Below are 23185 nucleotides of genomic sequence, written 5' to 3'. Positions count from 1 at the left end.
CACCGTGCGCGCGGACCTGCGCCACGCAGTCCAGCTCGCCCGTGAACGCCGAGCCGGACGGCCACACCGGGCGGCGGCCGACGATCTCGCGCACGGCGAGCCGCTCCGCCGGGCCGACGCGCACCGACCCGGACACCGGCTCGAGCGAGAGCACGTAGCGGGGCCGGCCGTCCGCGGCGGGTACCCGCAGGCCAAGGCCGTGCCGCTGGCCGACGGTGAACCCGTGCACGCCGGAGTGCGCGCCGAGCAGCGCGCCGGTCTCGTCGTCGACGAGTGACCCGGGGCGCTCGCCCAGCTGCCGGTTCAGGAACGCACGGGTGTCGCCGTCGGGGATGAAGCAGATGTCGTGGCTGTCCGGCTTCTCCGCGACCGCGAGCCCGCGCTCGGCCGCCTCGGCCCGTACGCCGGCCTTGACCGAGCCGCCGAGCGGGAACATCGCGTGCCGCAGCTGGCCGGCGGTCAGCGAGGCGAGCACGTAGGACTGGTCCTTGCCGTGGTCGGCACTGCGGCGCAACGTGACCTGACCGTCCACAACGGACAGGCGGGCGTAGTGGCCGGTGCACACCGCGTCGAAGCCGAGCGCGACCGCCTTGTCCAGCAGGGCGGCGAACTTGATCCGCTCGTTGCACTTCAGGCACGGGTTCGGGGTGCGGCCGGCGGCGTACTCGGCGACGAAGTCCTCGACGACGTCCTCGGTGAACCGCTCGGCGAAGTCCCAGACGTAGAACGGGATGCCGAGGATGTCGGCGGCCCGGCGGGCGTCGTGGCTGTCCTCGACCGTGCAACAGCCGCGGGCGCCGGTGCGCAGCGTGCCGGGCCGTGCGGACAGGGCCAGGTGCACGCCGGTCACGTCGTGCCCGGCCGCCACCGCGCGGGCGGCCGCCACCGCGGAGTCCACCCCGCCACTCATCGCCGCGAGCACCCTCATCCCGCCTCCCCGGAATTCAAAGTGTTGGTTGCGTTCCGGCGAATCGTGCGGTGAGGAGGTTGATTGTGGCTGGTTGCCGTCACGGTCCCCTGAGGTTCCGCTGGTTGGTTCAAGACCTCGCACGATGAACCACGGGACACGGCTTTAGACCTCCACCGGCGGCCGGAATTCAAAGTGTTGGTTGCGTTCCGGCGAATGGTGCGGTTGGCCACGTGCTTGTGGCTGGGTTGCGTCACGGTCCCCTGAGGTTCCGTTGGTTGGTCGGAAACCTTGCGAGAAGAATCACGGGCCACTTCTAGACCTCCAGCTGCGGCTGGCTGGCCGAGCGGCGCAGGCCCACGAGGCCGGCGTTGCGAGCCCGCTCCACGACCGGGCCGATCGCGTCGGCGACCGCGCGGACGTCCGCGGGCGTGGACGTGTGGCCCAACGAGAAGCGCAGCGAGCCGCGGGCGAGCGTGGGCTCGACGTCCATCGCGAGCAGGACATGGCTCGGCTGCGCCACTCCCGCGGTGCAGGCCGAGCCGGTGGAGCACTCGATGCCGCGTGCGTCGAGCAGCATCAGCAGGCTGTCACCCGCACAGCCGGGGAAGGTGAAGTGCGCGTTGCCCGGCAGCCGCGACGGCCCACCGTCCACATCGGACTCGCCGGGGTCGCCGTTGAGCACCACGTCCGGCACCGCGGACAGGACCGCGGCCACGAGATCGTCGCGCAGCCCGGCCAGGTGCCCGACTCGCGCCGCGCGATTGTCGACCGCGGCACGCACGGCCACCGCCATCGCCCCGATCCCCGGCACGTCCAGGGTGCCCGAGCGGACCTCGCGCTCCTGCCCACCACCGTGCAGCACGGGCGTGCACGCCACGTCGCGGCCGAGCAGCAGCACGCCGACGCCGTAGGGGCCGCCGATCTTGTGCCCGGTGAGGGTGAGGGCGCTCGCCCCGGACGCGGCGAAGTCGACCGGGACCGCGCCGACCGCCTGCACGGCGTCGGTGTGGAACGGGATGCCGTGCTCCGCGCAGCAGGCGGCGAGCTCGCGGACCGGGTTCACGGTGCCGACCTCGTTGTTCGCCCACATCACGGTGACCAGCGCGACCGAGTCCGGGTCACCGGCGATGGCGGCGCGCAGCGTGTCCTCGTGCACCCGGCCGAACGCGTCGACCTCGAGCAGCGTGACCTCGGCGCCGTCGTGCTCGCCGAGCCACTCGACCGCGTCCAGCACGGCGTGGTGTTCGACGGCGGACACCAGGATCCTCCGCCGCCGCGGGTCCGCCGCGTGCCGCGCCCAGTAGATTCCCTTGACCGCCAGGTTGTCGCTCTCCGTGCCGCCGCCGGTGAAGATCACCTCCGACGGCCGCGCGCCCAGCGCCGCGGCGATCTCCTCGCGCGCCTCCTCCACCATGCGCCGCGCGCGGCGACCTGAGGTGTGCAGCGAGGAGGCATTACCCCGGGCGGGCAACGCTTCGGTCAGGTGGGCCGTCATCGCCGCTACCGCCTCGGGCAGCATCGGCGTCGTGGACGCATGGTCGAGGTAGGTCATTACGTGGCAAGAGTAGTCCTCGCCCGACCGAAAACGGTCATGAAGTGACCCGCGCGAAGCGGCACACGACGGCACCGGGCAGCGCTGGCGGCCCCCATCAGCACGTTGAGCGGCACGATCACGGCGGTCGGGTCGGCCGTGGCCGCCAACGTGGTGAGCATCACGCCGCCGAACCGGGCTTGGGGACGTCAGCCGTCGCGGCGGAACAGGGCCGTCCAGAGGAAGGGCTCGCCGAACCGGCCGGACCCCGGTGGCTCGTCGCGCATCCGGCGCAGCTCGACCTCCGTGAGGTCGGCGAAGATCCAGCGCAGCGACTCCGGCGTGAACGCGAGCCCGCCGCCGAGACCGCCCTCGCGGTAGAGGTCGGCGTCGGGGACCTCCGAGCCCATCGAACCGGCCGCGAAGCACGTGACGGCGAAGTGTCCGCCGGGCGCGAGGCAGCGGTCGAGCAGCGCGAGGTAGCCGACCCGCCGGTGCGGCGGCAGGTGGTGCAGGCAGCCGGAGTCGTAGACCAGGTCGTACGGGCCGGCCGGCTCGGTCGCCGGGTCGCCGGCGAAGGCGTCCCCGCACCGGAAGCGGACCTCGACGCCCGCGTCGCGCGCACGTTCCCGGCCCCACTCGACGGCCGTCGCCGAGAGGTCGACGGCGTCCACGGCGAAACCCGCGGCGGCGAGGTGCACGGCGTTGCGGCCGGGTCCGCAGCCGAGGTCGAGCGCGCGCCCCGGACACAGCGGCCCGCGTTCGAGGTAATCGACGAGGTTCTCGTCCGGCTTGGCCACGAAGAACGGAACGTCGCGGTCCCGGTCGGCGTAGAACTCGTCCCACCAGTCGCCGCCGTCCGCGCTCCACCGGTCCGCGTCGCGCGCGAACAGGCGGTCGAGCATCAGCAGCACGTCGTCGACAGAGCGAATATTCCGTTGCACCAAGCCATTTTACTCCCCCAGCGGCACCGTTTCCGCTGCTCGCGCGGTGCGTCGCCGGTGTTCGGCCGGCGCGGGCCGCAGCACCGTGTCGACCGCCGCCTCGGCCAGCGCCGCCAGCTCGCGGCGGTCCGCGGCGCGGCCCGGGGCGATCTCGGGGAGCACGTGGACCTCGAGCACCAGCCCGCGCAGTGCGGCCACCCGGCGGACCGAGTCGACGATCGTCTCGTCGCCGACGAACGACGGGGCCGTCGTGACCGCACCGTCCGCCGTGCGGAACCGCAACGCGACCGGCAGCACCGGTACGCCGCCGTCGATCGCCGCCTGGAACACGGCCGGCCGGAACCGCCCGTGGGCCAGCCCGCACCACGTCGTGCCCTCGGGCGTCACGTTCACCATCGAGCCGCCGCGCAGCACGCCGGCGAGCCGGGAGACGGTGTCCGGCAGCGAGCGCAGCCCGTCGCGGTCCACGTACACCGACCCGGCCGCGGACACCAGCGGCCCGAGCACCGGCCACGACGCGATGTCCCGCTTGGCCACCGCACGCATCGGGCGCACCGCGTGCACGGCGACGACGTCCAGCCAGGAGGTGTGGTTGTTCACCACGAGCACGCCACGCCCGCGCGCCGCCAGACCGTCCCCACCGGACACCCGCAGCCGGATCCCCATGGCACGCAACATCGAGCGGAACACCACCCGCACGATCCACTCGCGACCCCGTGACCCGGCCACCGGCAGCACGAGCAGCGCCAGCAGGGCCGCCAGGACGACCAGCGCCGCGGCGGTCAGCCGCCACCACCGCCGCGACCGCCCGACGACCGGCTCCAGGCCGGCGAGGCACCCCGGCCCGCACGGCGAAGCCGGGAACCAGGCATGCCTCACGACGAACCCAGGAAGTACCCGAGGTAGCGCTGGTCGACGTGCTCGAGTCCCAGCAGGACGAACAGGTCGGCCACGCCGAAGTCCGCGTCGTGCGCGGGCGGGCCGCACACCCAGGCGCCGAGCCGCAGGTAGCCCTTGAGCAGCGGCGGCAGCACGACCCGAGCCGGAGCCTCCACAGTGGACTCCCAGGGGCGCAGCGGCCGTACGCGGTACTCCGGCGGTGCGAGGTGCCCGTCCCGCACGGTCCGCCACACGCCCGCGGCGAGCGCACCGCCGTCGGCCAGCGGGACCGACGCGCAGCCGGCGAGCCATCGGTGCCCGGACAGCAGCAGGTACCGCGCGATGCCGGCCCACACGAGGCTCACCACCGCGCCGGTCCGGTGGCCGGGGTGCACGCAGGAGCGGCCGGTCTCGACGAGCGCGCCGCGCACTCCGTCGAGGGATCTCAGGTCGAACTCGGTCTCCGAGTACAGCATCCCGGCCGCCGCGACCCGCTCCGGCGGCAGCATCCGGTAGCAGCCGACGATCTCGCCGGTCGTGTCGTCACGCACGACCAGGTGGTCGCAGTGCTCGTCGAACGCGTCGACGTCCATGCCGGGAGTGGGCGTGCGCAACGTCGCGCCCAGCTCCCCCGCGAACACCCGATACCGAAGTCGTTGCGCGGCAAGGACTTCCTCGCCGTCTCGGGCGACCAGCAGGGAGTACCGGGGCCGCGTGGTTCCGTCACCCGTGGTGCTGACGAGCAGTTGGGCCTGCGTCATGCCTCAGGTGTACGCGGCCGCCGGCAAACCTCGCTGGCGGGCGGACATGACCCTTCGATGGCGCCCAGGTGAAGTTTCAGCCCTTGCGCTTCTCGGCTTCCTCGGTGAGCTGCGGCGCGACCTTGAACAGGTCACCCACCACACCGAAGTCGGCGATCTCGAAGATCGGCGCCTCCGGGTCCTTGTTAACCGCGATGATCGTCTTCGACGTCTGCATGCCGGCGCGGTGCTGGATGGCCCCGGAGATGCCGAGCGCGATGTACAGCTGCGGCGACACGGTCTTGCCGGTCTGCCCCACCTGGAACTGCGCCGGGTAGTAGCCGGAGTCGACCGCGGCACGCGACGCGCCGACGGCCGCACCGAGCGCGTCGGCCAGCTTCTCCACGACCTCGAAGCTCTCCGCGCTGCCCACCCCGCGCCCGCCGGAGACCACCACGGACGCCTCGGTCAGCTCCGGGCGGTCGCCGCCGACCACCGGCTCGCGGCCGGTGATCCTCGCCGACCGGGCCGGGTCGACGGCCGGGACCTCGACGGTCTCCTCGACCGCCGCGCCCTGCGCCTGCTCGGCCTCGAGCCCGCCGGGGCGGACGGAGATCACCGGGGTTCCCTTGGCGACCTTGGACTTCACGACGAACGCGCCACCGAAGACGGACTGCGTCGCGGTGACGTCACCGCCGGAGCCCTCGAGGTCGACGACGTCGACGAGCAGACCGCCGCCGATGCGCACCGCGAGCCGGCCCGACACCTCCTTGCCCTCCGCGCCGGCCGCCACGAGCACGGCCGCCGGGGAGGTCCGCTCGACCAGCGCGGCGAGCACGTCGACCTTCGGGGTGACGAGGTAGCCGGCGGCGTCGTCGGACTCGGCGACGTAGACCTTCTCGGCGCCGTACGAGGCGAGCGACTCCTTCAGCTTGCCCGCGGTGCCGGGAGCGCCGACCACGACGGCACTCGGCTCGCCGAGCGCGCGAGCGGCGGTGAGCAGCTCGTAGGTGACCTTCTTGATCTCGCCGTCCAGCTGATCGACGAGGACCAAAACCTCGGCCATTTGGCTTCCCCTCTCTCAGATCAGTTTCTGGGCGACCAGGTACTCGGAGATCTTGACACCGCCGTCGCCGTCGTCCTCGACGCGCTGGCCGGCCTCGCGCGGCGGCTTCGGCGACGCCTCGGCGACCGTGGACCACGCGTTGGCGAGGCCCACCTCGCCCGCGTCGATGCCGAGGTCGTCGACGCCGAGCGTCTCGACCGGCTTCTTCTTGGCGGCCATGATCCCCTTGAACGACGGGTACCGCGGCTCGTTGATCTTCTCGCCGACGCTGACCACCGCGGGCAGGTTCGCCTCGAGGTGGGTCCGGCCCTCCTCGGTCTCCCGGGTGACCTTGATCGTCGAGCCCTCGACGATGACCTCGCGGGCGTGGGTGAGCTGGGGGTAGCCCAGCAGCTCGGCGACCATCGCGGGGATCGCGCCGCCGGAGCCGTCGCTCGCCTGGTTGCCGGCGATGACCAGGTCGACGCCCTCGACGGTGCGGATCGCCTTGGCCAGAACCTTGGCGGTCTGCGGCATGTCGGCGCCGTGCAGCGCGTCGTCGACGACGTGGATCGCCTTGTCGGCGCCCATCGAGAGCGCCTTGCGGATGGCGTCGGTCGCCCGGTCGGGACCGACGGACACGACGGTCACCTCGCCGTCATGTGCCTCCTTGATCTGGAGCGCCTCCTCGATGGCGCGCTCGTTGATCTCGTCGAGCACCGCGTCGGCGGAGTCCCGGTCCAGGGTGTGGTCCCCTTCGCGCAGCTTGCGCTCCGAATAGGTGTCCGGCACTTGTTTCACCAACACGACGATGTTTGGCATGGGACTGCTCCGACCTCCCGATGACGAGCCCATCCGGCTTGCGCGAGGAAAAGAATACGAGCCTGGCCCGACCTTGCCACGCGGGCCGTGGCTTTGGCACGGTGTGTTTGACCACCCGCATGTTACTAATCAGTAGCTTAGTGGGAAGCCGATCCAGATCATTGGCCGAGGTGACCCCACTCACCCGAATGGATTAGCTAGCATCCCTTCATGTCCGGCCGTGTTGGTCTGGTTACAGACTCCACCTCGAGCGTCCCGCCCGCCGTCGCCATGCAGTGGGGAATCACCGTGGTGCCAACGCAGATCCAGATCGGCGAGCTGCTGCGCGCCGAGCCCGCGGTCCCCAAGGACGTCCTGGTCAAGGCGCTGGAGAGGAACCTCGAAGTCACCACCGCGCCGCCCGACCCGGCCGGGTTCGCCTGGGCGTACCAGGATCTCGCCAACCGCGGGGCCGACGAGATCGTGTCCGTGCACATCTCGGGCAAGCAGTCGAAGACCGTGGAGGTCGCGGAGACGGCGGCCGCGCGCTCGCCCGTGCCGGTGCACGTCGTCGACTCGAACACGGCCGGGATGAGCCTGGGCTACGCCGTGCTGGCGGCGGCCCGCGTGGCCGGCGCGGGCGGTGGCGCGCGCCGGGTAATGGATTCCCTGGCCCGCCGGCTGGAGCACTCCGCGGAGCTGATCTACGTCGACACGCTGGAGTACCTGCGCAGGGGCGGGCGGATCGGCGCGGCGACCGCCATGCTCGGGAGCGCGCTGGCACTCAAGCCGCTGTTGACCATGGTCAACGGTCAGGTGGCGCCGCTGGAGCGGGTGCTGGGTGCCGAGCGCGCGCTGCGCCGCCTCGTCGAGGCCGCGGTCCGCACGGCCGGCAGCCGGCAGGTGGACATCGCGATCGAGCACTTCGGCGCGCCGGCCCGGGCGGACCGCGTGCTCTCCCGCCTGCGCCCGCGCATCCCGAAGGCCCGCGAGATCACCTTCACCGAAGTGAGCTCCACGATCGGCGTGCACGTCGGGCCGGGCGCGGTAGGCATCACGATCTCCCCCACCTGACCGGGCCGCCCGTGGGGTGCCGGATGCTTGGAAGGACGCCTTCCTGTCGCCGAGCGGCCTGAAGGACGCCTTCCGGGCATCCTCGACGGTGCCCTGCCGACCTGACCGGCACGCGACGATACCGACGGGTAAGTTCTGGGCGGTCGGACCGGAGGCGGGCATCACGCAGACGGCGGGAGGCGGAGCGCTTGACGGACATCACCGCTGGTCGAGAGAGCGCGCTGCCCCTCACCGGGGAGCGGACCGTGCCCGGGATCGCCGAGGAGAACTACTGGTTCCGGCGCCACGAGGCCGCATACCTCGCGTTGCGGCCGTATTGCCGGGACGCCGTCGTGCTCGAGGCCGGATGCGGTGAGGGGTACGGGGCGGTCCTGCTGGCCCGGGACGCGCGGCTCGTGGCCGGGCTCGACTACGACCCGCTGACCGCCGCCCACGTGGGCGCCGCCTACCCCGCGGTGCGGGCCGTGCGGGGCAACCTGGCCGCGCTGCCGCTGCAAGAGTCCACTGTGGACGTCGTGGCCAACCTGCAGGTCATCGAGCACCTGTGGGACCAGGCCGGGTTCCTGCGGGAGTGCTCGCGGGTACTGCGGCCGGGCGGGCGGCTGCTCGTCACCACGCCGAACCGGATCACGTTCTCCCCCGGCCGGGACACGCCGCTGAACCCGTTCCACACCCGCGAGCTCGCGCCGTCCGAGCTCGACGCGCTGCTGACCGGCGCCGGGTTCGCCGTCGAGTACCTGGCCGGGCTCGCCCACGGGCCGCGGCTACGCGAGCTCGACGCGGCGTTCGGCGGGTCGCTGATCGACGCGCAGGTGCGGGTCGCGGTCGCCGGCGCGCCCTGGCCCGAGGATCTGCGCGCTGCGGTCGAGAGCGTGACCGCGGCCGACTTCGTCCTGGGCACCGAGAACCTGGAGTCCTGTTTGGACATCGTGGCCGTGGCGGAGCGCCCATGACGGCCGAGGGCTCGTTCTGCCTGGTGCTGCACAGCCACCTGCCCTGGCTGTCCCACCACGGAGCCTGGCCGGTCGGTGAGGAATGGCTCTACCAGGCCTGGGCGCACTCCTACCTGCCGGTCGTCGACCTTCTCCGCCGGCTCGGCGCCGAGGGGCGGACCGACCTGCTCACGCTCGGCGTCACCCCGGTGCTCGCCGCCCAGCTGGACGACCCCTACGCGCTGCGCGCCTGCCACGACTGGCTCGGCAACTGGCAGCTGCGTGCCCGGTACGCGGCGAGCCGGTGGCGCGGCGACGACCCGCTGCTGCGTGACCTCGCGGCCGCCGAGCACCAGGCCGCCGGGACCGCGCTCGCCGAGTTCGAGAGCCGCTGGCGGCACGGGTTCTCCCCCGTGCTGCGCCCGCTCGTGGACGGCGGCGTCGTCGAGCTGCTCGGCGGGCCGGCGACCCACCCGTTCCAGCCGCTGCTGCGTGACCCGGTCCGCCGGTTCACCCTCCACACAGGACTCACGGACACCGCGCTGCGGGTGGGCCACGCGCCGCGCGGGATCTGGGCGCCGGAGTGTGGCTACGCGCCGGGCATGGAGCGCGACTACGCGGCCGCGGGCGTGCGGCGGTTCCTCGTGGACGGTCCGGCCCTGCGCGGCGACACCCACGCGGCCCGCCCGGTCGGCGACTCCGACGTGGTCTGCTTCGGCCGGGACCTGGAGGTCACCTACCGGGTCTGGTCGCCGAAGGCCGGCTACCCGGGCGACCCCGCGTACCGCGACTTCCACACGTTCGACCACCCCAGCGGGCTGAAACCCGCCCGGGTCACCGGAAAGCACGTGCCGCCCGAGCGCAAGCGGCCATACGACCCGGCGCTCGCGGCCGCGGCGGTGGCCCGGCACGCCGAGGACTTCGTGGCCACCGTGCTCGCCCGGCTGCGGTCGCTGCGGGAGCGGCACGGGCGGCCGGGTTTCGTGGTCGCCGCATACGACACCGAGCTGTTCGGCCACTGGTGGCACGAGGGGCCGGCGTGGCTCGAGGCCGTGCTGCGCGCGCTGCCGGACGCGGGCGTGCGGGTCACGACGCTGCGCGGCGCGATCGAGGCCGGACACGTCGGCGCGCCGGTGGACCTGCCGGCCTCGTCATGGGGCTCGGGCAAGGACTGGCGGGTGTGGGACGGCGAGCAGGTGTCGGAGCTGGTCGCGCTGGGCGCGGCGGTCCAGGACGAGCTGCTCGCACTGCCGGCGCAGGACCCGGCGTTCCGGGATCCGGCACGGGACCAGCTCGTGCGCGAGGCGCTGCTGTGCCTGTCGAGCGACTGGGCGTTCATGGTCACCAAGGACTCGGCGGCCGACTACGCGCGCCGCCGGGCGAAGGTGCACGCCGACCGGTTCGGCGAGCTGGCCGGCCTGGTGCGCTCGGGCCGGCTCGACCGGGTCCGGGCACGGGCCGAGGAGGTGCGGGCCGAGGACGGGCCGTTCGGTCACCTGGACGCGCGGGGGCTCGCATGCGGATCCTGATGCTGTCATGGGAGTATCCACCCGTGGTGGTCGGCGGGCTGGGCCGGCACGTGCACGCGCTGGCGCGGCACCTGTCCGCGCTCGGCCACGACGTCGTCGTGCTGTGCCGGCACGAGGCGGGCACCGACGCGCTCACGCACCCGACCGCCGACACGGTGGTCGAGGGCGTGCGGGTGGTCCGGGTGGCCGAGGACCCGACGCACCTGCTGTTCGAGAAGGACCTCGTGGCGTGGACGCTCGCGATGGGCCACGGCATGATCCGCACCGGCCTCACGGTGCTGTCCGGGTGGCGGCCGGACGTGGTGCACGCACACGACTGGCTGGTCACCCACCCGGCGATCACGCTCGCCGAGCACGCGGGCGTGCCGCTGGTGGCGACGATCCACGCGACCGAGGCGGGCCGGCACAGCGGCTGGCTCTCGCAGCGGCTGAACCAGCAGGTGCACTCCGCCGAGTGGTGGCTGGCGAACCGGGCGGACGCGCTGATCACGTGCTCGTCGGCGATGCGGGCCGAGGTGGCGCACCTGTTCGAGGTCGAGCCGGACGAGATCGCCGTGATCCACAACGGGATCGAGCCGCGCGGCTGGCGGGTCCCGGCCGCCGAGGTGCGGGCGACCCGCATGCGCCACAGCCCGGCCGGCACCCCGCTGGTCGTCTACTTCGGCCGGCTGGAGTGGGAGAAGGGCGTGCAGGACCTGCTCGCCGCCCTCCCCCGGCTGCGGCGGGCGCACCCGGGCACGCGGCTGGTCGTCGCGGGCCGGGGGGTGCAGGCGACCGCGCTCGTCGAGCAGGCACGGAAGCTGCGGGTACGGCGGTCGGTGGACTTCGTGGGGCACCTGCCGGACCGGTCGCTGGTGGCGTGCCTCGCGGCCGCCGACGTGGTGGTGCTGCCCAGCCGATACGAGCCGTTCGGCATCGTGGCGCTGGAGGCGGCCGCGGCCGGGGCGCCGCTCGTGGCCTCGACGGCGGGGGGCTTGGCGGAGCTGGTGGTGGACGGCGAGACGGGCCTGTCGGTGGAGCCGGGCGACGTGGACGGCATCGTCGCGGGCGTGCGCGCGGTGCTGGCCGACCCGGCGGCCGCGGCGCGCCGGGCGAAGGCCGCGAAGGCCCGCCTGGCCACGGAGTTCGACTGGACGGGCATCGCGGAGGCGACGGTCACGGTGTACCGGTCGGCGACCGTGCGCGACCATCCGGTGCTCGGCCGTCCCAAGATCGCCACGGGCAACGCCTTCCGTGACTGAGCCCTCCGCGGCTGAAGATCAGCTGAAAGTCGGGTACACGGGACGCCGTCCGCCACTAGAGTCCTCGTTGATCTCGGGGGGATTCCGGATGGCCGCCGGTGGTCGCCGGAACTACCGTCGTCCCCGAGACCGGATCGGGGGATGATCATGAGCAGGATGTTCGCCGCGGTGCTGGTGTACGAGGCGGCCAGCTCGCGCCGGGGGCACGAGCCGCTGTTCGAGGAGACCGTCACGCTCCTCGCCGCCGACACGGCCGAACAGGCCGCCGAGCGGGCACGCGCGCACGCGGAGGCGCGGGAGACCAGCTACCACGACGAGGACGGCGACACGATCACGTGGAGCTTCCGCCACCTGGTGGACCTGGTGGAGGTCGGCGACCCACTCGGCGACGGCGCGGAGGTCTACACGCGACACTTCCGCGACTACCGGGCCTACCTCGCCGTCGAGCCGCTCGCGAGCTAGGGCGTCCTAGCCGCCGAGCGTCTTCTTCAACGCCGCCGCGGCCTTGCGGGACATGTCCGCGACCGCGGCCCGGCGGGCGGCATCCGCCTCGTACGTGGCCCGGCGGTCGCGCACGATCTTCGCAGGGATGCCGGCCGCCACCGCGTAGTCGGGCACGTCGTCCTTCACCACGGCGTGCGCGCCGATCACCGCGCCGCGGCCGATGCGGGTGCCCTTCGTGATCGTCACCTTCGTGCACAGCCACGTGTCCGGGCCGATCCGTACCGGCGCCTTGACGATGCCCTGGTCCTTGATCGGCAGGTTGATGTCCGTCGTCACGTGGTCGAAGTCGCAGATGTAGACCCAGTCGGCCACGAGCGCGGCGTCGCCGAGCTCGATGTCCAGGTAGCAGTTGAGCACGTTCTGCCGTCCGAACACCGCCTTGTCGCCGATGCGCAGCGACCCCTCGTGGCAGCGGATCGCGTTGCCGTCACCGATGTGCACCCACCGGCCGATCTCCATGCGGCCGTAGCCGGGGCGGCAGTGCACGTCGAGGTCCTTGCCGAGGAACACCATGCCGCGCAACACGATGTGCGGGTTGGCGAGCCGGAACCTCAGCAGCCGCCAGTAGCGGACGAGGTACCAGGGCGTCCACGCCCGGTGGCGGATCACCCAGCGCAGCGAGTCCATCGTGAGGAACCGCGCCTGGTCCGGGTCGCGCCGGGACCGCCGCCAGCCGCGGATCCGGTCGGTGACCGGCGCGCCCCACATCGACGTCATAGCAGCCGACCGTACCGTGAGCGCATGGCGCAGGGCCCGGAGCCCGCCGACCGGCACGCCAGCTGGCTGGAGCTGTTCTTCGACCTCGTCGTGGTGGTCGCGGTCAGTCAGCTCGCCCACCTCCTGCACGGGGACGCGCACCACGCACCGGGCGCGCTGGACATCGTCACGTTCTTCGCGCTGTACCTGGCGATCTGGCTCGTGTGGACCACGTTCATGCTGTACGCGAACGTCGTCGCCGACCGGGTCCGAGTGCCGACGGTGTTCCTCGGCATGGCCGGCTTCGCGGTGCTGGCCGCGAGCATTCCTGAGGTGCTGACCGAGCGGGCCGACCTGTTCGCCCGCCGCGTACCTGTTCTCCAGCACCCTCGGCAACGGTGCGTTCACCCTCTCCCGCCGGGTCCTGCTGTCCTGGGGCGCGGCGACGCGCAACGCCGGGCTGCTGCCGTGGATCGTCTCGTTCTGGATCGAGGACCGTGGGTGGCGGCTGTCCCTGCTGGGCCTGGCGATGACCCTGTGGTCCAGCGTGCTGTTCAGCCGCGGCGACGCCGACGAGCTCGTCGCGCAGCTCAACGAGAGGCTCGCGCGGGCGGACGCGCGACCAGCGGCGCCGGCGGGCCCGTGAACCCGGCGGCGAGGCGGAGCGGTCGCCGCGGGTTCCCCGGGTGGAGGTCGCCCAGGTGGACACCGCGCACCTCGGGGAGCGGCTCGGGCTGCTCGTGATCATCGTGCTCGGCGAGGCGATGCTGCAGCTGGTCGGCGCGTGGGCGGGCATCGACGACTGGCGGCCCGGGCGGCGGCGAGGGCTGGCTGCTGCTGCTCGCGGTGGTGAGCGGGTTCGGTCTGGTCGTCATGCGGTGGGCGCTGAACGTGCGGTACGCGTTCGCGCAGGCGCACCCGTACCCGCCGGCGGTGTTGCTGCCGGCGCACTTCGTAGTGATCGCGGCGATCACCACGATCGCCGCCGGGCTGGGCTCGGTGGCCGGTGCGCCGGCCGAGCACCTGACGGGCACGACGCGGTGGCTGCTGTGCGCGGGCGTGGCCGCCTTCCTGCTCATGATCTCCCTGCTCAGCCGCGCGACCCGGCGCTGGCCGGTGACGGTGGCCGCGCTCGCGCTGCCGCTCGTGGCCGGGGTGCTCGGGCCGCTGCTGCCCGCGGCGGTGGTCGGGTTCGTGCTGCTCGCGGCATGCTTCGGGCAGGGGTTGAACCTGCGCGGGGCAGTAACGTCTGGGCCATGACCGCGCTGATCATCGACACCGACCCCGGGGTGGACGACGCCTTCGCCATCGCGCTCGCGTGCTCGAGCCCCGAGGTGGACCTGCTGGGCGTGACGACCGTGTTCGGCAACGTCGGGCTGGCGATGACGACCCGCAACGCCCTGCGCGTGCTGGCGTTGTACGGCCGGGAGGACGTGCCGGTGGCCGCGGGCGCGGACCGGCCGCTGGTGTACCCGCACCCCCACCGGGCACGCCACGTGCACGGCGACGACGGGCTGTCGGACCGGTCGAACCTGTTGCCGGAGCGCCGAACCGGCGTGGCCGGGACCGACGCGGTGTCGCTGATGGCGTCGCTGCTGGAGCAGGCGGCCGAGCCGGTGACGATCGTCCCCATCGGACCGCTGACGAACATCGCGCTGCTGCTGGCCGCCCACCCGGCGGTCCGCACGAAGATCGCCCGGATCGTGATCATGGGTGGCGCCCTCGACGGCGGGAACGTCACCGCGACCGCGGAGTTCAACATCTGGAGCGACCCCGAGGCGGCGCGGCGGGTGCTGGTCGAGGAGGAGGTGCCGACCGTGCTGGTGCCGATGGACCTGACCCACCGGTGCGCCGTCGACGCCGAGTGGCTGGACAAGCTCGCCGCGAGCGGCCCGCGCGGGCGGCTGCTGGTGGAGCTGACCTCGACGTACCGGGAGCACTACTCGCGGGCCCTGGGCCGGGACGGCACGGTGATCCACGACGCGGTCGCGATGACGGAGGCGGTCCACCCGGGCCTGCTCACCCCGACGTCGCTGCCGCTGGAGGTCGAGTGCGGGCACGGGCCGAGCCGGGGCATGGTGATCGCCGACCGCCGCGGCACCGCCGCCCGCGAACGATCCGGTTCGGACGGTGGCCGGGAGGTGGCGGTGGCGACCGACGCCGACCTGGACGCGGTCCGCGCCTTCCTCCTGGCCCGCCTCGGCTCCTGACCCGGGGTCAGACCTTGACCAGGCTGGCGCGCTCCACGGCCCGGGACAGCTCGATCAGGCGGTCCACGTCGGCATCCAGGCTGTCCTCCGCCGGTAGCGCGATCGGGATCGCCTGCGTGGGCACGGTTTCGCCGGCCGCGTGCGCACGCAGTGCGTCGGAGAGCTGGCGGGCCAGGCGTTCCGGGTCGGCCAACTCGGCCGGGTCCGCGCCCAGGTTCGCCAGGTACGGGCTGATCCGCACGAGCCCGTCGCGGCACTCGATGACGCGGCGGTAGTAGCGGCGGTGCACGCTGCGCAGCTGCAGGGCGTCCCGCCACGGGCTCGTCGGCACCCGGCTCAGCGCGTCCTGCGGGAACTGCTCGTTCAGTACCGTCCATAGTGGACGCAGTCGGCGGTGGGCGCGGCGGTGCCGGAGCCACACACGCAGCGCGGCCGTCCAGGTCTTCACCGTCGGGTACGCCAGGCCCACCACGAACAGCACGATCCCGAGCAGCAGCAGGAAGACGCTCGTGATGATGACCGGCGGCGGCGCGGGCGTGCCGGCCCACCGGCTGATGTTCGACGCCACGAAGGTGGCCCCCGCCAACGAGATCGACGCGAGGCCGAACGTCGCGATTCGCAACCCGCGCCGCAGCCGGGGCTCCGCGCCGCGCGCGTAGCGGCTCGTCCACAAGCCCGCCGCCGCGAACGCGTACAGCAGGTAGCTGTTGGCCGCGATGTAGAAGATCGCGATGCTGGCCACCCCGACCGGACCCTCGCCGGGGGTCGACGTGACGGTGGCGGCGGGGGTCCGCAGATCCGCCGGGATCACGATGTTCGCGACGGTGGCGATCATCAGCGCGACGCCGAGCACGATCGCGTCCCGGATCGCCCGGCCGCGCGCCAGCGCCGGCTCGAGCGCGGAGAACTGGAAGAAGCAGACCAGACTGTACGCCGCGACCAGCAGCAGCGCGTGCTGGATGTACCGCGAGTTCATGGCGTCCACGCCGAGGAACACCACGCCCCTGCTCGCCGCGATGCCGAACGGGTACGCGATGGACCAGCCGGCCAGCAGGCCCGCGACCGCCCAGCGCCGAACGTCCCCCGGCGAGCGGGCGACCAGCCAGAGCATCCACGCCAGCGCCCCGAACGACGCGATCCCGTGGACGAGGTCGAACCCGGTGTAGGTCACTGTGCCCTCCGACTCGCTCCGCTACTCCCGGCGCTCATGGCCGGCCGCCAATGCCCGGAAGGCGTCCTTCCTGGCGTCCAGTGTCCGGAAGGCGTCCTTCCAGGCTCTGTCACTTCCCACTCAGAGCCATCCGAGCCGGTCGGTCAGCGCCGTGCCCATCCGCTGGGCCGTGGCGTCGGTGGAGTCGGCCGGCGGGCCGACCGAGTCGAGCACCGAGGCCCACTCGAGGATGATCGTGGCGACCGTCTCCGCCTCACGCTCCTGGTCGGAGTCGTACGAGGTGCGCCGCAGCGCCCGCCGCACGGCGCCGGGCTCGAGGTCGGGGTACTGCTCGCGAAGCTGATCGGGTTCGACGTTCGGGTAGAGCTGGCCGAGCAGCGCGTCGTCGTCCTCGTCGCTGCGGTGGCCCGCCAGGATGTGGCCCAGCTCGTGCAGGATGATGTGTCCCTGATGGGCCTTGGACGTCTCGCGCTGGTAGAGGATGTAGTCGGCCGAGTCGGTGGTGATCCAGGCGCCGAACGGGCCGGGTACCGGGATCGGGTGTGCGACGGGACGGATCGGCTTGCCCCGCTGCTGGCCCACGCGGCGGCACAGCTCGCGCACGTCCAGCGGTGGGCGGATGTCGAGCTCGTTGAGCAACTTCCGGCAGCGCCGGCGCAACTCCCGCTCCCGCACTGCGCACACCTCCCCGATCCGCACCCCCAGGTTCGTGTTCGGTCGCAGCATTCCAGAACACCCAGAACCGCCGTCACGGCCCCGCGATGTTCACTCCTTCGGCCTAGTGTCCCTTTCGGCCCGCTCCAGCCGGTGGACCACGTTTAGCAGGTCCATCACCTGCCGCCGTCCTGCCGGCGACAACTCGCCGGCCCGCAGCGCCATCAGCTGCGCGTCGCTGCTGCCCATGATCTTGTCCAGCCGGGCCTGCTCTGCCTTGAGCTCCTCGAGCTGCTGGTCGACCCGGTCGGTCACCGCGTCGTCGAAGAAGTAGGAGACGGGCACCCCGAAGAACGCGGCGAGCGCCTGGAGGTGCTTGAACGTCGGGTTGTCCTTCTTTCCCTTGCGCAGCTGCCAGATGTAGCTCTGCGAGATGGTCACGCCGGTGGCCACGATCGAAGCGGCGACCTGCTCGTTGCTGTACTCCTGACCGCCTCGCGTCGTGGTGTTGGCGAACAGGTGGTTCAGCTTGTCGGCCAGCGACCTGCGCCGCTCAACCATGTCGCCTCCCCGGCCCCCTTTACTCACAGATATGCTCCTGCTGCGTATCGTCATTTTCGTCAGTTGAAACCCGACCGTCAACCAGTCTAGGCTGAGAGCGAGCGGATCAACTCACGTGAAAGAGATTCTCATCCGATTGTCGTACAGCAGTCCAACATCCCGGGAGGTCCCCGCGATGCGGCTCGCCGGCGGGGACGATACCCACCCCGGAACCGCCTGCGCGACGTGCGGCCAGCCGCTGGGTTACCGCACCACGGACAAGCTGACGGGCCTGCTCGACCGCTGGGCCTGGGACAAGGCGGCGACAGAGATTCTCGACCAGGTCGACGACCAGCCGGCCGTGTTGCTCATGCTCGACCTCGATCGGTTCAAGGAGATCAACGACACACACGGGCACCTCGCGGGGGACGCGGTGCTGCGGGCGATCGCGTCGGTCGTGCGGGGCGCGGTGCGCCAGATGGACATCGTGGGCCGCTACGGCGGGCACGGCGGCGACGAGTTCCTCGTGCTACTGCCGGCCACCGACCCGGGGCGGGGGGACAAGGTGGCCGCGCGCATCCTCACTCGGATCCGCGCGGCCGCCGTCTCCGCACCGTCGGCACGCGTCGGCCGGATCACGATCACCGGGCTCACCGCGTCGGTGGGGCTCGCGGCGCGCGACCACAGCCGCGGCGAGGACCTGCTGGCGCTGTTCGAAGGGGCGGACGCGGCTCTGCTGCGGGCGAAACAACACGGGCGCGACCGCATCGTGACGGCCGACCCGCTGACCGGCCCGCCGGATCCCACACGAGTCAACCGGCACCCGCGCCACCAGCTCGACGAGGTCCGCCTGGTGACCGACCGCGTCCTCATGCCGGACCAGGTGGCCGTGTTGAGCGAGCAGCTGCGTACGCTGCTGCGGGTACTGCCCGGCGAGCACGAGCTCGACGTGCTGGCCGCGTTGTCCTCCGGTCCGCTGCCGTACCGGGATCTCCAGCGGAGTTCGGAGGGCGCGCCGGACTGCACGCTGGAGCGGCTGGAGCGGGACGGACTCGTGGTGTGCGAGCGCGCCGGGGAGCAGATCGTGTCCTGCGCGCTGACGCCGGCGGCGTGCGAGTTGTTCGACAGGCTTCTTCCCGCCATCGAATGGGTCGGGAAGATCAGCTCCACAGGCGCGAAAGGGGCGTGAGTGGGTAGCGGCGGCGCAGGGGCATTGCGCTCGCCGCTGCCCGCTCACGGAAGTGACGGCACCGCCTCGCAGACGTAGGCCATCGGCGTCCGGCCGACCCGGGTGAGCACCACTGTGGCCTCGTTGGGCCCGCGCAGCTTCAGCTTGGGACGCAACGTGTTCGGGTCGACGTCCAGTCCGCGCACCAGGATCTCCAGCCGGCCGACCGCACGGCGCCGGAGCCGCTGGCGCAGCGTCTTCTCGCTGTAGTGGCCGTCCTCGAGCACCCGGAACGCCCGGATGCCCGGCGGGGCCGCGTCCCCGGTCAGGTACGCGATCCGCTCGTCCAGCTGCCACAGGCCGTGGCGGGCCGCGTACTGCCGCACGAGCCCGGCCCGCACGACGGCGCCGTCCGGGTCGACGAGCCACTCCCCCACCTCGCGCACGGGGCACTCGTCCGGCTCCGCCTCCGTGACCGTCCACTCAGGACTATCCGCGCGCAGCACGGTGGCGCGCCGCCGGACGCCTTCCGTGGCAAGGGATCCGGTCCACAGACACGCCTCGCGCACCTGTCCGTCCAGCGACACCAGCTCCACCTCGCCCGGCGGCAGCCGTCCGAAGTCCATGCCGGGCGCGCACTTCACCGCGAGGTCCCGACCGGCGTAGGCGGCGGCCAGCTCGTCCAGCGGCGGCAGGAAGTCGCTCGCCTGCCAGCGGCGGCGGCCGGCGGCGTCGCGGCGGCCCGGGTCGGCGAACACGGCCGTGCCGCGGGTGACCGGATGCCGGGCGTCGGCCCGGACCAGCGTCGCCGCGGGAACGTTGTGCCGGGCCATGGCCAGGCGCACCGGGTCGAGGTCCGAGCCGACGCACCGGTGCGCGGTTGCGGCCAGCGCGGCCAGGTCGACGCCGACCGAGCAGGTCACGTCGTGCACGTCGCGGCCGGCGAGCCGGCGGGCCCGAAGCCGGGCGACCGGCACCGGCGTGGCCTGCTGCAGGGCGGTGCCGGTGAGCAACCAGCGGGCCGGGTCGTCCAGCTTGGCCACCGCCTTGCGGCGCAGCAGGACGGTCTCCAGCATCGCGCCCGCCCGCTCGCCGAGCCGCTCGCGGGCGGTAGCCACGTCGGCCAGGTAGCTCGCGCCGGTCAGCGGCAGCCGGTCGACCTCCGCGAGCGCCTCGGTGGCCGTGCGCAGGTAGGCCACGTCCGCTGGGGTGAACTGGTATGTCACCGAGCGGAGCTTGCGGAGCGAACCACGACTACGGCGGAGCCTGCGGAGCGAACCATGATCACGGCTTGGTCCCCGTGATGAGCACGTTGTAGAAAAGGTCGCGCGGCGCGATCCTGCGCAGCACGTTCTCGTCCAACCAGGACAGTCGCAGCCAGGCCCGGTACGCGAACAGCCGCCAGCCCAGCGTGAGCTTCTCCGGTGGCACGGCGGCCTCGAACGTGCGCACGGGCCAGCCGAACAACGCGGCCGCCAGCTCCTCGGTCACCGCGCGGACGTCCGCCGCACCGGCCTCGCGTGCGGTGCGCTCGAGCGCGGTCGGATCGAACGTGTGCAGGTCGACGTCCGCCTCGAGGGCCGCCGCCCGGGACGACTCGTCGAGCTCGGCCTGCGGCCGCCGCCAGCCGGACAGCGCCGGCACCCTCGTGATATTCGTGGTGAGCCACCAGGTCAGCCGGCCGAGCTGGCGCGCGTAGGTGTCGCCGATCCTCGTCGGCTCCCCGGCGAACACGAACCGGCCGCCCGGCTTGAGCACCCGCAGCACCTCGCGGAACGCGGCGGGCACGTCCGGGATGTGGTGCAGCACCGCGTGCCCGACGACGAGGTCGAACGTGGCGTCGTCGTACGGGATCCGCTCGGCGTCGGCCACCCGGCCGTCGACGTCCAGCCCGAGGTGCTCGGCATTGCGCAGCGCCACGCGGACCATGCCGGGCGACAGGTCGGTGACCGAGCCCTGCTTGATCACCCCGCCCTGCATGAGGTTCAGCAGGAAGAAGCCGGTGCCGCTGCCGAGCTCCATGGCTCGCTCGTACGGCCAGTCCGCGTCGCCGGCCACCGCGCGGAACCGGCCGACCGCGTAGTCGATGCACCGCTCGTCGTAGGAGATCGACCACTTCTCGTCGTAGGTGTCGGCTTCCCAGTCGTGGTAGAGCACGTTGGCCAGCTTGGGATCCGACCGCGCGGCGTCGACCTCGGCCTGCGTCGCGTGTGGATTCGGTGCCGGGTGACCCGCCGGTTCGCTTGCCGGGTCACCCGCCGGGTCGCTTGCCGGGTCACTTGCCACTGAACGTCGCCTTCCCCGGCCCGTTCTCGATGAACGACCGCATGCCGGTCTTCTGGTCCTCGGTCGCGAACAGCGCGGCGAACACCTGGCTCTCGAGCTTCAGCCCGCTCGCCAGGTCGCCGTCGAGGCCGCCGTCGATGGCCGCCTTGGCCCCGGCGAGCGCGCGGGCGGGGCCGTTCACGAACTGCTCGGCCCACTGCCTGGCCGCGGTGTACACGTCGTCGGGTGCGGTGACCTCGTCCACCAGTCCGATCGTGAGCGCCTCGTTCGCCTCGACGAACCGTCCGGTGTAGACGATGTCCTTCGCCTTGCTGGGCCCGATCAGCCGGGCGAGGCGCTGGGTGCCGCCGGCGCCGGGGATGATGCCGAGCAGGATCTCCGGCTGGCCGAGCCGCGCGTTGTCGCCGGCCACCCGACGGTCACAGCACAGCGCCAGCTCGCAGCCGCCGCCGAGGGCGTAGCCGGTGACCGCGGCGATCGTCGGCTTGGGAAGCTCGGCGACCGCGGTGAAGGAGGCGGACAGCGCGCCGGCCCGCCGCGCCATGTCCACATAGGACATGTCGGCCATCTCCTTGATGTCCGCGCCGGCCGCGAACACCTTCTCGCCGCCGTAGACGATCACGGCCCGGACGTCGTCGCGCCCGGTAGCCTCCTGCGCGGCCGCGCGGATCTCGTCCTGCACCTGCTTGTTGAGCGCGTTCATCGGCGGGCGGTCCAGCCGGATGGTGCCGATTCCTCCGTCGACCTCGAGCCTGACGAACTCACCCACGTCGCTGCCTCCCTACCGATGCGTCAACTAGCGACAACCTAGTCCGCGCCCGTGCGACGTGCGAAGTACCGGTCGCCGAGGCGGTCCAGCTCGAGCCGCTGGCCGAACGTCGCGGACAGGTTCTCGCTGGTCAGCGTGTCCTCGATCAGGCCCTGCGCGACCACGCCGCCGTCGGAGAGGAGCAACAGGTGGGTGAAGCCGGGCGGGATCTCCTCCACGTGGTGCGTGACGAGGATCGTGGCGGGCGCGTCCGGGTCGCGGGCGAGCTCGGTGAGCCGGGCGACGAGGTCCTCACGGCCGCCGAGGTCGAGGCCGGCGGCGGGCTCGTCGAGGAGCAGCATCTCGGGATCTGTCATCAGCGCGCGGGCGATCAGCGTCCGCTTGCGCTCGCCCTCGGACAGGGTGCCGAACTCGCGGTCGGTGAGGTGGGCGATGCCGAGGGACTTGCACAGCTGCTGGGCGCGGCCGGTGTCGACCTGCTCGTAGTCCTCGCGCCAGCGGCCGAGGACCGCGTACCCGGCGCTGACGACGATGTCGAGGACCGTCTCCCGGGGCGGCACACGGGTGAGCAGGGCCGCGGAGCAGAAGCCGATGCGGGTGCGCAGCTCGAACACGTCCACCCGGCCGAGCCGCTCGCCGAGGACATGCACCTGGCCGGTCGTCTGGTGCAGCTCGGCGGCGGCGAGCCGCAGCAGCGTGGTCTTGCCCGCCCCGTTGGCGCCGAGGACCACCCATCGCTCGTCCAGCTCGACGCTCCAGTTCACCCCGGCGAGCAGGTGGGTGGTGCCACGCCGGACCCCGACGTCGGACATGTGCACGACGAGATCGTCCAGTTCCGTCACGGTGTCCTATTCAACATGAGGCCTTGCGCAGGCGTGCCCTCGGTTTGCCTCGGTGCGCAGCCGTGGTTCCCCGGCCGGGCCCGCACGGATTGACTCGCCGTCGTGTGGACACGGACATTCCCTGGCCTGGGCTTCGACCCCACTCCCGGCTCGGCGGCGGACGCCGAGGCGGTCCTGACCCGGCTCGCCGACGCCTCGTCGGTGGTCGACGGCTCGGCCCGCGGGCTGCGGCGGGCGGGTCGGCCGGGAGCGTGGCGTGGGCCGGCGGCGGCCGCGTTCCGCTCGGGCGCGTCCGGCCTGGCGGGTGGTCTCGACGAGGCCGTCGCGGCCCTGCGCGCGGCGTCGCGGGCGGTGTCCGTGTGGCGGTCGCGGCTGATGGCGAACCAGCGAGAGGCCGACGAGTTGGAGGCCGTCGCGCGGCGGCTCGTCCCGGATGCGGTCGAGGAGCTGGACCGGGTACGGGAGCGGGCGCGCCGGCTGCGGGCACGCCACGTGCGGCAGGCGGCTCACGCGGCGGCGGCGGTCCGCTCGGCGGCGGGCCGGGGGCCGGGCTCGGGTCCGGGCTCGCTGCCGGCTTGGGCGTCGGGCTCGCCGCCGGGCTCGGCTTCCGGCTCGGCATGGGGTTGGGTGACGGGTTCGGCGGAGTCCGCGGCGCGGCTCTCGGGACGGGTGACCGGATGGACCGGCTCGGTCGCGCTCGGCCTGGCCTCGCCGGAGTG

Annotated in this window: 24 protein-coding genes and 1 pseudogene; 10 read left to right on the top strand and 15 right to left on the bottom strand. The window is 72.8% G+C overall.

Features of this window, described 5'->3' with window-relative positions; translation table 11 throughout:
• The 7 genes from mnmA to ACRDTB_RS28125 all read right to left on the bottom strand — a co-directional run.
• Nucleotides 1-928 (bottom strand): tRNA 2-thiouridine(34) synthase MnmA (gene mnmA / locus ACRDTB_RS28155; RefSeq protein WP_431435133.1); only part of this gene is annotated, 928 nt, incomplete at its 3' end.
• 295 nt (nucleotides 929-1223) lie between these two features.
• A complete protein-coding gene (locus ACRDTB_RS28150; protein ID WP_431435132.1) occupies nucleotides 1224-2462 on the bottom strand; it encodes a cysteine desulfurase family protein in 1239 nt (412 codons plus the stop codon).
• 188 nt (nucleotides 2463-2650) lie between these two features.
• Nucleotides 2651-3385, bottom strand: coding sequence for a class I SAM-dependent methyltransferase (locus ACRDTB_RS28145; protein ID WP_431435130.1), 735 nt, complete (start codon nucleotides 3383-3385; stop codon nucleotides 2651-2653).
• A 9-nt stretch (nucleotides 3386-3394) separates the two neighbouring features.
• On the bottom strand, nucleotides 3395-4264 hold the full coding sequence (locus ACRDTB_RS28140; RefSeq protein ID WP_431435128.1) for a lysophospholipid acyltransferase family protein: 870 nt from the start codon (nucleotides 4262-4264) through the stop codon (nucleotides 3395-3397).
• A complete protein-coding gene (locus ACRDTB_RS28135; protein ID WP_431435126.1) occupies nucleotides 4261-5025 on the bottom strand; it encodes a GNAT family N-acetyltransferase in 765 nt (254 codons plus the stop codon). Before ACRDTB_RS28135 ends, ACRDTB_RS28140 begins: the two co-directional genes overlap by 4 nt.
• Before the next feature lie 76 nt (nucleotides 5026-5101).
• A complete protein-coding gene (locus ACRDTB_RS28130) occupies nucleotides 5102-6070 on the bottom strand; it encodes an electron transfer flavoprotein subunit alpha/FixB family protein (protein ID WP_431435124.1) in 969 nt (322 codons plus the stop codon).
• A 15-nt stretch (nucleotides 6071-6085) separates the two neighbouring features.
• Nucleotides 6086-6871, bottom strand: a complete 786-nt coding sequence (locus tag ACRDTB_RS28125) for an electron transfer flavoprotein subunit beta/FixA family protein (protein ID WP_431435122.1) — start codon at nucleotides 6869-6871, stop codon at nucleotides 6086-6088.
• Between the two features lie 210 nt (nucleotides 6872-7081).
• Here ACRDTB_RS28125 and ACRDTB_RS28120 point away from each other — a divergent pair, with 210 nt between their 5' ends.
• The 5 genes from ACRDTB_RS28120 to ACRDTB_RS28100 all read left to right on the top strand — a co-directional run bounded on the left by ACRDTB_RS28120 (nucleotide 7082) and on the right by ACRDTB_RS28100 (nucleotide 12088).
• A complete protein-coding gene (locus ACRDTB_RS28120) occupies nucleotides 7082-7924 on the top strand; it encodes a DegV family protein (RefSeq protein WP_431435121.1) in 843 nt (280 codons plus the stop codon).
• Between the two features lie 188 nt (nucleotides 7925-8112).
• A complete protein-coding gene (locus ACRDTB_RS28115) occupies nucleotides 8113-8877 on the top strand; it encodes a class I SAM-dependent methyltransferase (RefSeq protein WP_431435120.1) in 765 nt (254 codons plus the stop codon).
• Entirely contained in the window at nucleotides 8874-10385 is a 1512-nt protein-coding gene (locus ACRDTB_RS28110; RefSeq protein ID WP_431435119.1) for a 1,4-alpha-glucan branching protein domain-containing protein, read from the top strand. Before ACRDTB_RS28115 ends, ACRDTB_RS28110 begins: the two co-directional genes overlap by 4 nt.
• Nucleotides 10373-11626, top strand: a complete 1254-nt coding sequence (locus ACRDTB_RS28105; RefSeq protein WP_431435118.1) for a glycosyltransferase family 4 protein — start codon at nucleotides 10373-10375, stop codon at nucleotides 11624-11626. The genes ACRDTB_RS28110 and ACRDTB_RS28105 overlap by 13 nt, the downstream gene beginning before the upstream one ends.
• A 147-nt stretch (nucleotides 11627-11773) precedes the next feature.
• A complete protein-coding gene (locus tag ACRDTB_RS28100; protein WP_431435116.1) occupies nucleotides 11774-12088 on the top strand; it encodes a DUF4288 domain-containing protein in 315 nt (104 codons plus the stop codon).
• Between the two features lie 6 nt (nucleotides 12089-12094).
• On the opposite strand, the gene ACRDTB_RS28095 is transcribed toward ACRDTB_RS28100, so the two are convergent.
• The gene (locus ACRDTB_RS28095; protein WP_431435114.1) at nucleotides 12095-12847 is read right to left on the bottom strand and encodes an acyltransferase; all 753 of its coding nucleotides are present in this window, start codon (nucleotides 12845-12847) and stop codon (nucleotides 12095-12097) included.
• 24 nt (nucleotides 12848-12871) lie between these two features.
• Here ACRDTB_RS28095 and ACRDTB_RS28090 point away from each other — a divergent pair, with 24 nt between their 5' ends.
• From ACRDTB_RS28090 to ACRDTB_RS28080, 3 genes are all read left to right on the top strand, one after another.
• On the top strand, nucleotides 12872-13570 hold the full coding sequence (locus ACRDTB_RS28090; RefSeq protein WP_431435112.1) for a low temperature requirement protein A: 699 nt from the start codon (nucleotides 12872-12874) through the stop codon (nucleotides 13568-13570).
• A gap of 87 nt (nucleotides 13571-13657) precedes the next feature.
• On the top strand, nucleotides 13658-14086 hold the full coding sequence (locus ACRDTB_RS28085) for a hypothetical protein (RefSeq protein WP_431435139.1): 429 nt from the start codon (nucleotides 13658-13660) through the stop codon (nucleotides 14084-14086).
• The gene (locus ACRDTB_RS28080; protein WP_431435110.1) at nucleotides 14083-15036 is read left to right on the top strand and encodes a nucleoside hydrolase; all 954 of its coding nucleotides are present in this window, start codon (nucleotides 14083-14085) and stop codon (nucleotides 15034-15036) included. The genes ACRDTB_RS28085 and ACRDTB_RS28080 overlap by 4 nt, the downstream gene beginning before the upstream one ends.
• Nucleotides 15037-15043: 7 nt before the next feature.
• Here the strand turns inward: ACRDTB_RS28080 and ACRDTB_RS28075 are convergent, their stop codons facing one another.
• The 3 genes from ACRDTB_RS28075 to ACRDTB_RS28065 all read right to left on the bottom strand — a co-directional run bounded on the left by ACRDTB_RS28075 (nucleotide 15044) and on the right by ACRDTB_RS28065 (nucleotide 17422).
• Complete coding sequence (locus ACRDTB_RS28075) at nucleotides 15044-16207, bottom strand: MAB_1171c family putative transporter (protein WP_431435109.1); 1164 nt, start codon at nucleotides 16205-16207, stop codon at nucleotides 15044-15046.
• Nucleotides 16208-16327: 120 nt separating this feature from the next.
• Nucleotides 16328-16882: a hypothetical protein gene (locus tag ACRDTB_RS28070; protein WP_431435137.1), complete on the bottom strand. Its 555-nt coding sequence runs from the start codon at nucleotides 16880-16882 to the stop codon at nucleotides 16328-16330.
• 90 nt (nucleotides 16883-16972) lie between these two features.
• Nucleotides 16973-17422 (bottom strand): helix-turn-helix domain-containing protein, encoded by a 450-nt coding sequence (locus ACRDTB_RS28065; protein WP_431435108.1) that lies wholly within the window; start codon nucleotides 17420-17422, stop codon nucleotides 16973-16975.
• A 175-nt stretch (nucleotides 17423-17597) separates the two neighbouring features.
• On the opposite strand from ACRDTB_RS28065, the gene ACRDTB_RS28060 reads away from it, so the two are divergent.
• Nucleotides 17598-18590: a diguanylate cyclase gene (locus ACRDTB_RS28060; RefSeq protein WP_431435107.1), complete on the top strand. Its 993-nt coding sequence runs from the start codon at nucleotides 17598-17600 to the stop codon at nucleotides 18588-18590.
• Nucleotides 18591-18634: 44 nt separating this feature from the next.
• On the opposite strand, the gene ACRDTB_RS28055 is transcribed toward ACRDTB_RS28060, so the two are convergent.
• The 4 genes from ACRDTB_RS28055 to ACRDTB_RS28040 are packed head-to-tail and all read right to left on the bottom strand — an operon-like array spanning nucleotide 18635 to nucleotide 22436.
• The gene (locus ACRDTB_RS28055; RefSeq protein WP_431435106.1) at nucleotides 18635-19795 is read right to left on the bottom strand and encodes a THUMP-like domain-containing protein; all 1161 of its coding nucleotides are present in this window, start codon (nucleotides 19793-19795) and stop codon (nucleotides 18635-18637) included.
• A gap of 58 nt (nucleotides 19796-19853) precedes the next feature.
• Nucleotides 19854-20855 (bottom strand): class I SAM-dependent methyltransferase, encoded by a 1002-nt coding sequence (locus tag ACRDTB_RS28050; protein ID WP_431435104.1) that lies wholly within the window; start codon nucleotides 20853-20855, stop codon nucleotides 19854-19856.
• Complete coding sequence (locus ACRDTB_RS28045) at nucleotides 20845-21624, bottom strand: enoyl-CoA hydratase/isomerase family protein (RefSeq protein ID WP_431435102.1); 780 nt, start codon at nucleotides 21622-21624, stop codon at nucleotides 20845-20847. Before ACRDTB_RS28045 ends, ACRDTB_RS28050 begins: the two co-directional genes overlap by 11 nt.
• A gap of 38 nt (nucleotides 21625-21662) precedes the next feature.
• Nucleotides 21663-22436 carry an ABC transporter ATP-binding protein gene (locus tag ACRDTB_RS28040; protein WP_431435135.1) on the bottom strand — a complete coding sequence of 258 codons (774 nt, stop codon included), beginning with the start codon at nucleotides 22434-22436 and terminating at the stop codon, nucleotides 21663-21665.
• Between the two features lie 132 nt (nucleotides 22437-22568).
• On the opposite strand from ACRDTB_RS28040, the pseudogene ACRDTB_RS28035 reads away from it, so the two are divergent.
• A pseudogene (locus tag ACRDTB_RS28035) lies at nucleotides 22569-23185 on the top strand (hypothetical protein); the annotation flags it as partial.

This window comes from Actinophytocola sp., assembly GCF_050699935.1.
GTDB lineage: Bacteria > Actinomycetota > Actinomycetes > Mycobacteriales > Pseudonocardiaceae > Actinophytocola.
The sequence above is the reverse complement of the archived record's forward strand: the minus strand, read 5'-3'. Positions and strand labels throughout refer to the sequence as shown.

Coding starts and splice junctions, on each gene's coding strand:
- ACRDTB_RS28120 (WP_431435121.1), top strand. CDS start 7,082: ATGTCCGGCCGTGTTGGTCTGGTTACAGACTCCACCTCGAGCGTCCCG.
- ACRDTB_RS28080 (WP_431435110.1), top strand. CDS start 14,083: ATGACCGCGCTGATCATCGACACCGACCCCGGGGTGGACGACGCCTTC.
- ACRDTB_RS28040 (WP_431435135.1), bottom strand. CDS start 22,436: ATGTCCGACGTCGGGGTCCGGCGTGGCACCACCCACCTGCTCGCCGGG.
- ACRDTB_RS28090 (WP_431435112.1), top strand. CDS start 12,872: ATGGCGCAGGGCCCGGAGCCCGCCGACCGGCACGCCAGCTGGCTGGAG.
- ACRDTB_RS28065 (WP_431435108.1), bottom strand. CDS start 17,422: ATGGTTGAGCGGCGCAGGTCGCTGGCCGACAAGCTGAACCACCTGTTC.
- ACRDTB_RS28105 (WP_431435118.1), top strand. CDS start 10,373: ATGCGGATCCTGATGCTGTCATGGGAGTATCCACCCGTGGTGGTCGGC.
- ACRDTB_RS28060 (WP_431435107.1), top strand. CDS start 17,598: ATGCGGCTCGCCGGCGGGGACGATACCCACCCCGGAACCGCCTGCGCG.
- ACRDTB_RS28135 (WP_431435126.1), bottom strand. CDS start 5,025: ATGACGCAGGCCCAACTGCTCGTCAGCACCACGGGTGACGGAACCACG.
- ACRDTB_RS28100 (WP_431435116.1), top strand. CDS start 11,774: ATGAGCAGGATGTTCGCCGCGGTGCTGGTGTACGAGGCGGCCAGCTCG.
- ACRDTB_RS28130 (WP_431435124.1), bottom strand. CDS start 6,070: ATGGCCGAGGTTTTGGTCCTCGTCGATCAGCTGGACGGCGAGATCAAG.
- ACRDTB_RS28110 (WP_431435119.1), top strand. CDS start 8,874: ATGACGGCCGAGGGCTCGTTCTGCCTGGTGCTGCACAGCCACCTGCCC.
- ACRDTB_RS28150 (WP_431435132.1), bottom strand. CDS start 2,462: ATGACCTACCTCGACCATGCGTCCACGACGCCGATGCTGCCCGAGGCG.
- ACRDTB_RS28095 (WP_431435114.1), bottom strand. CDS start 12,847: ATGACGTCGATGTGGGGCGCGCCGGTCACCGACCGGATCCGCGGCTGG.
- ACRDTB_RS28125 (WP_431435122.1), bottom strand. CDS start 6,871: ATGCCAAACATCGTCGTGTTGGTGAAACAAGTGCCGGACACCTATTCG.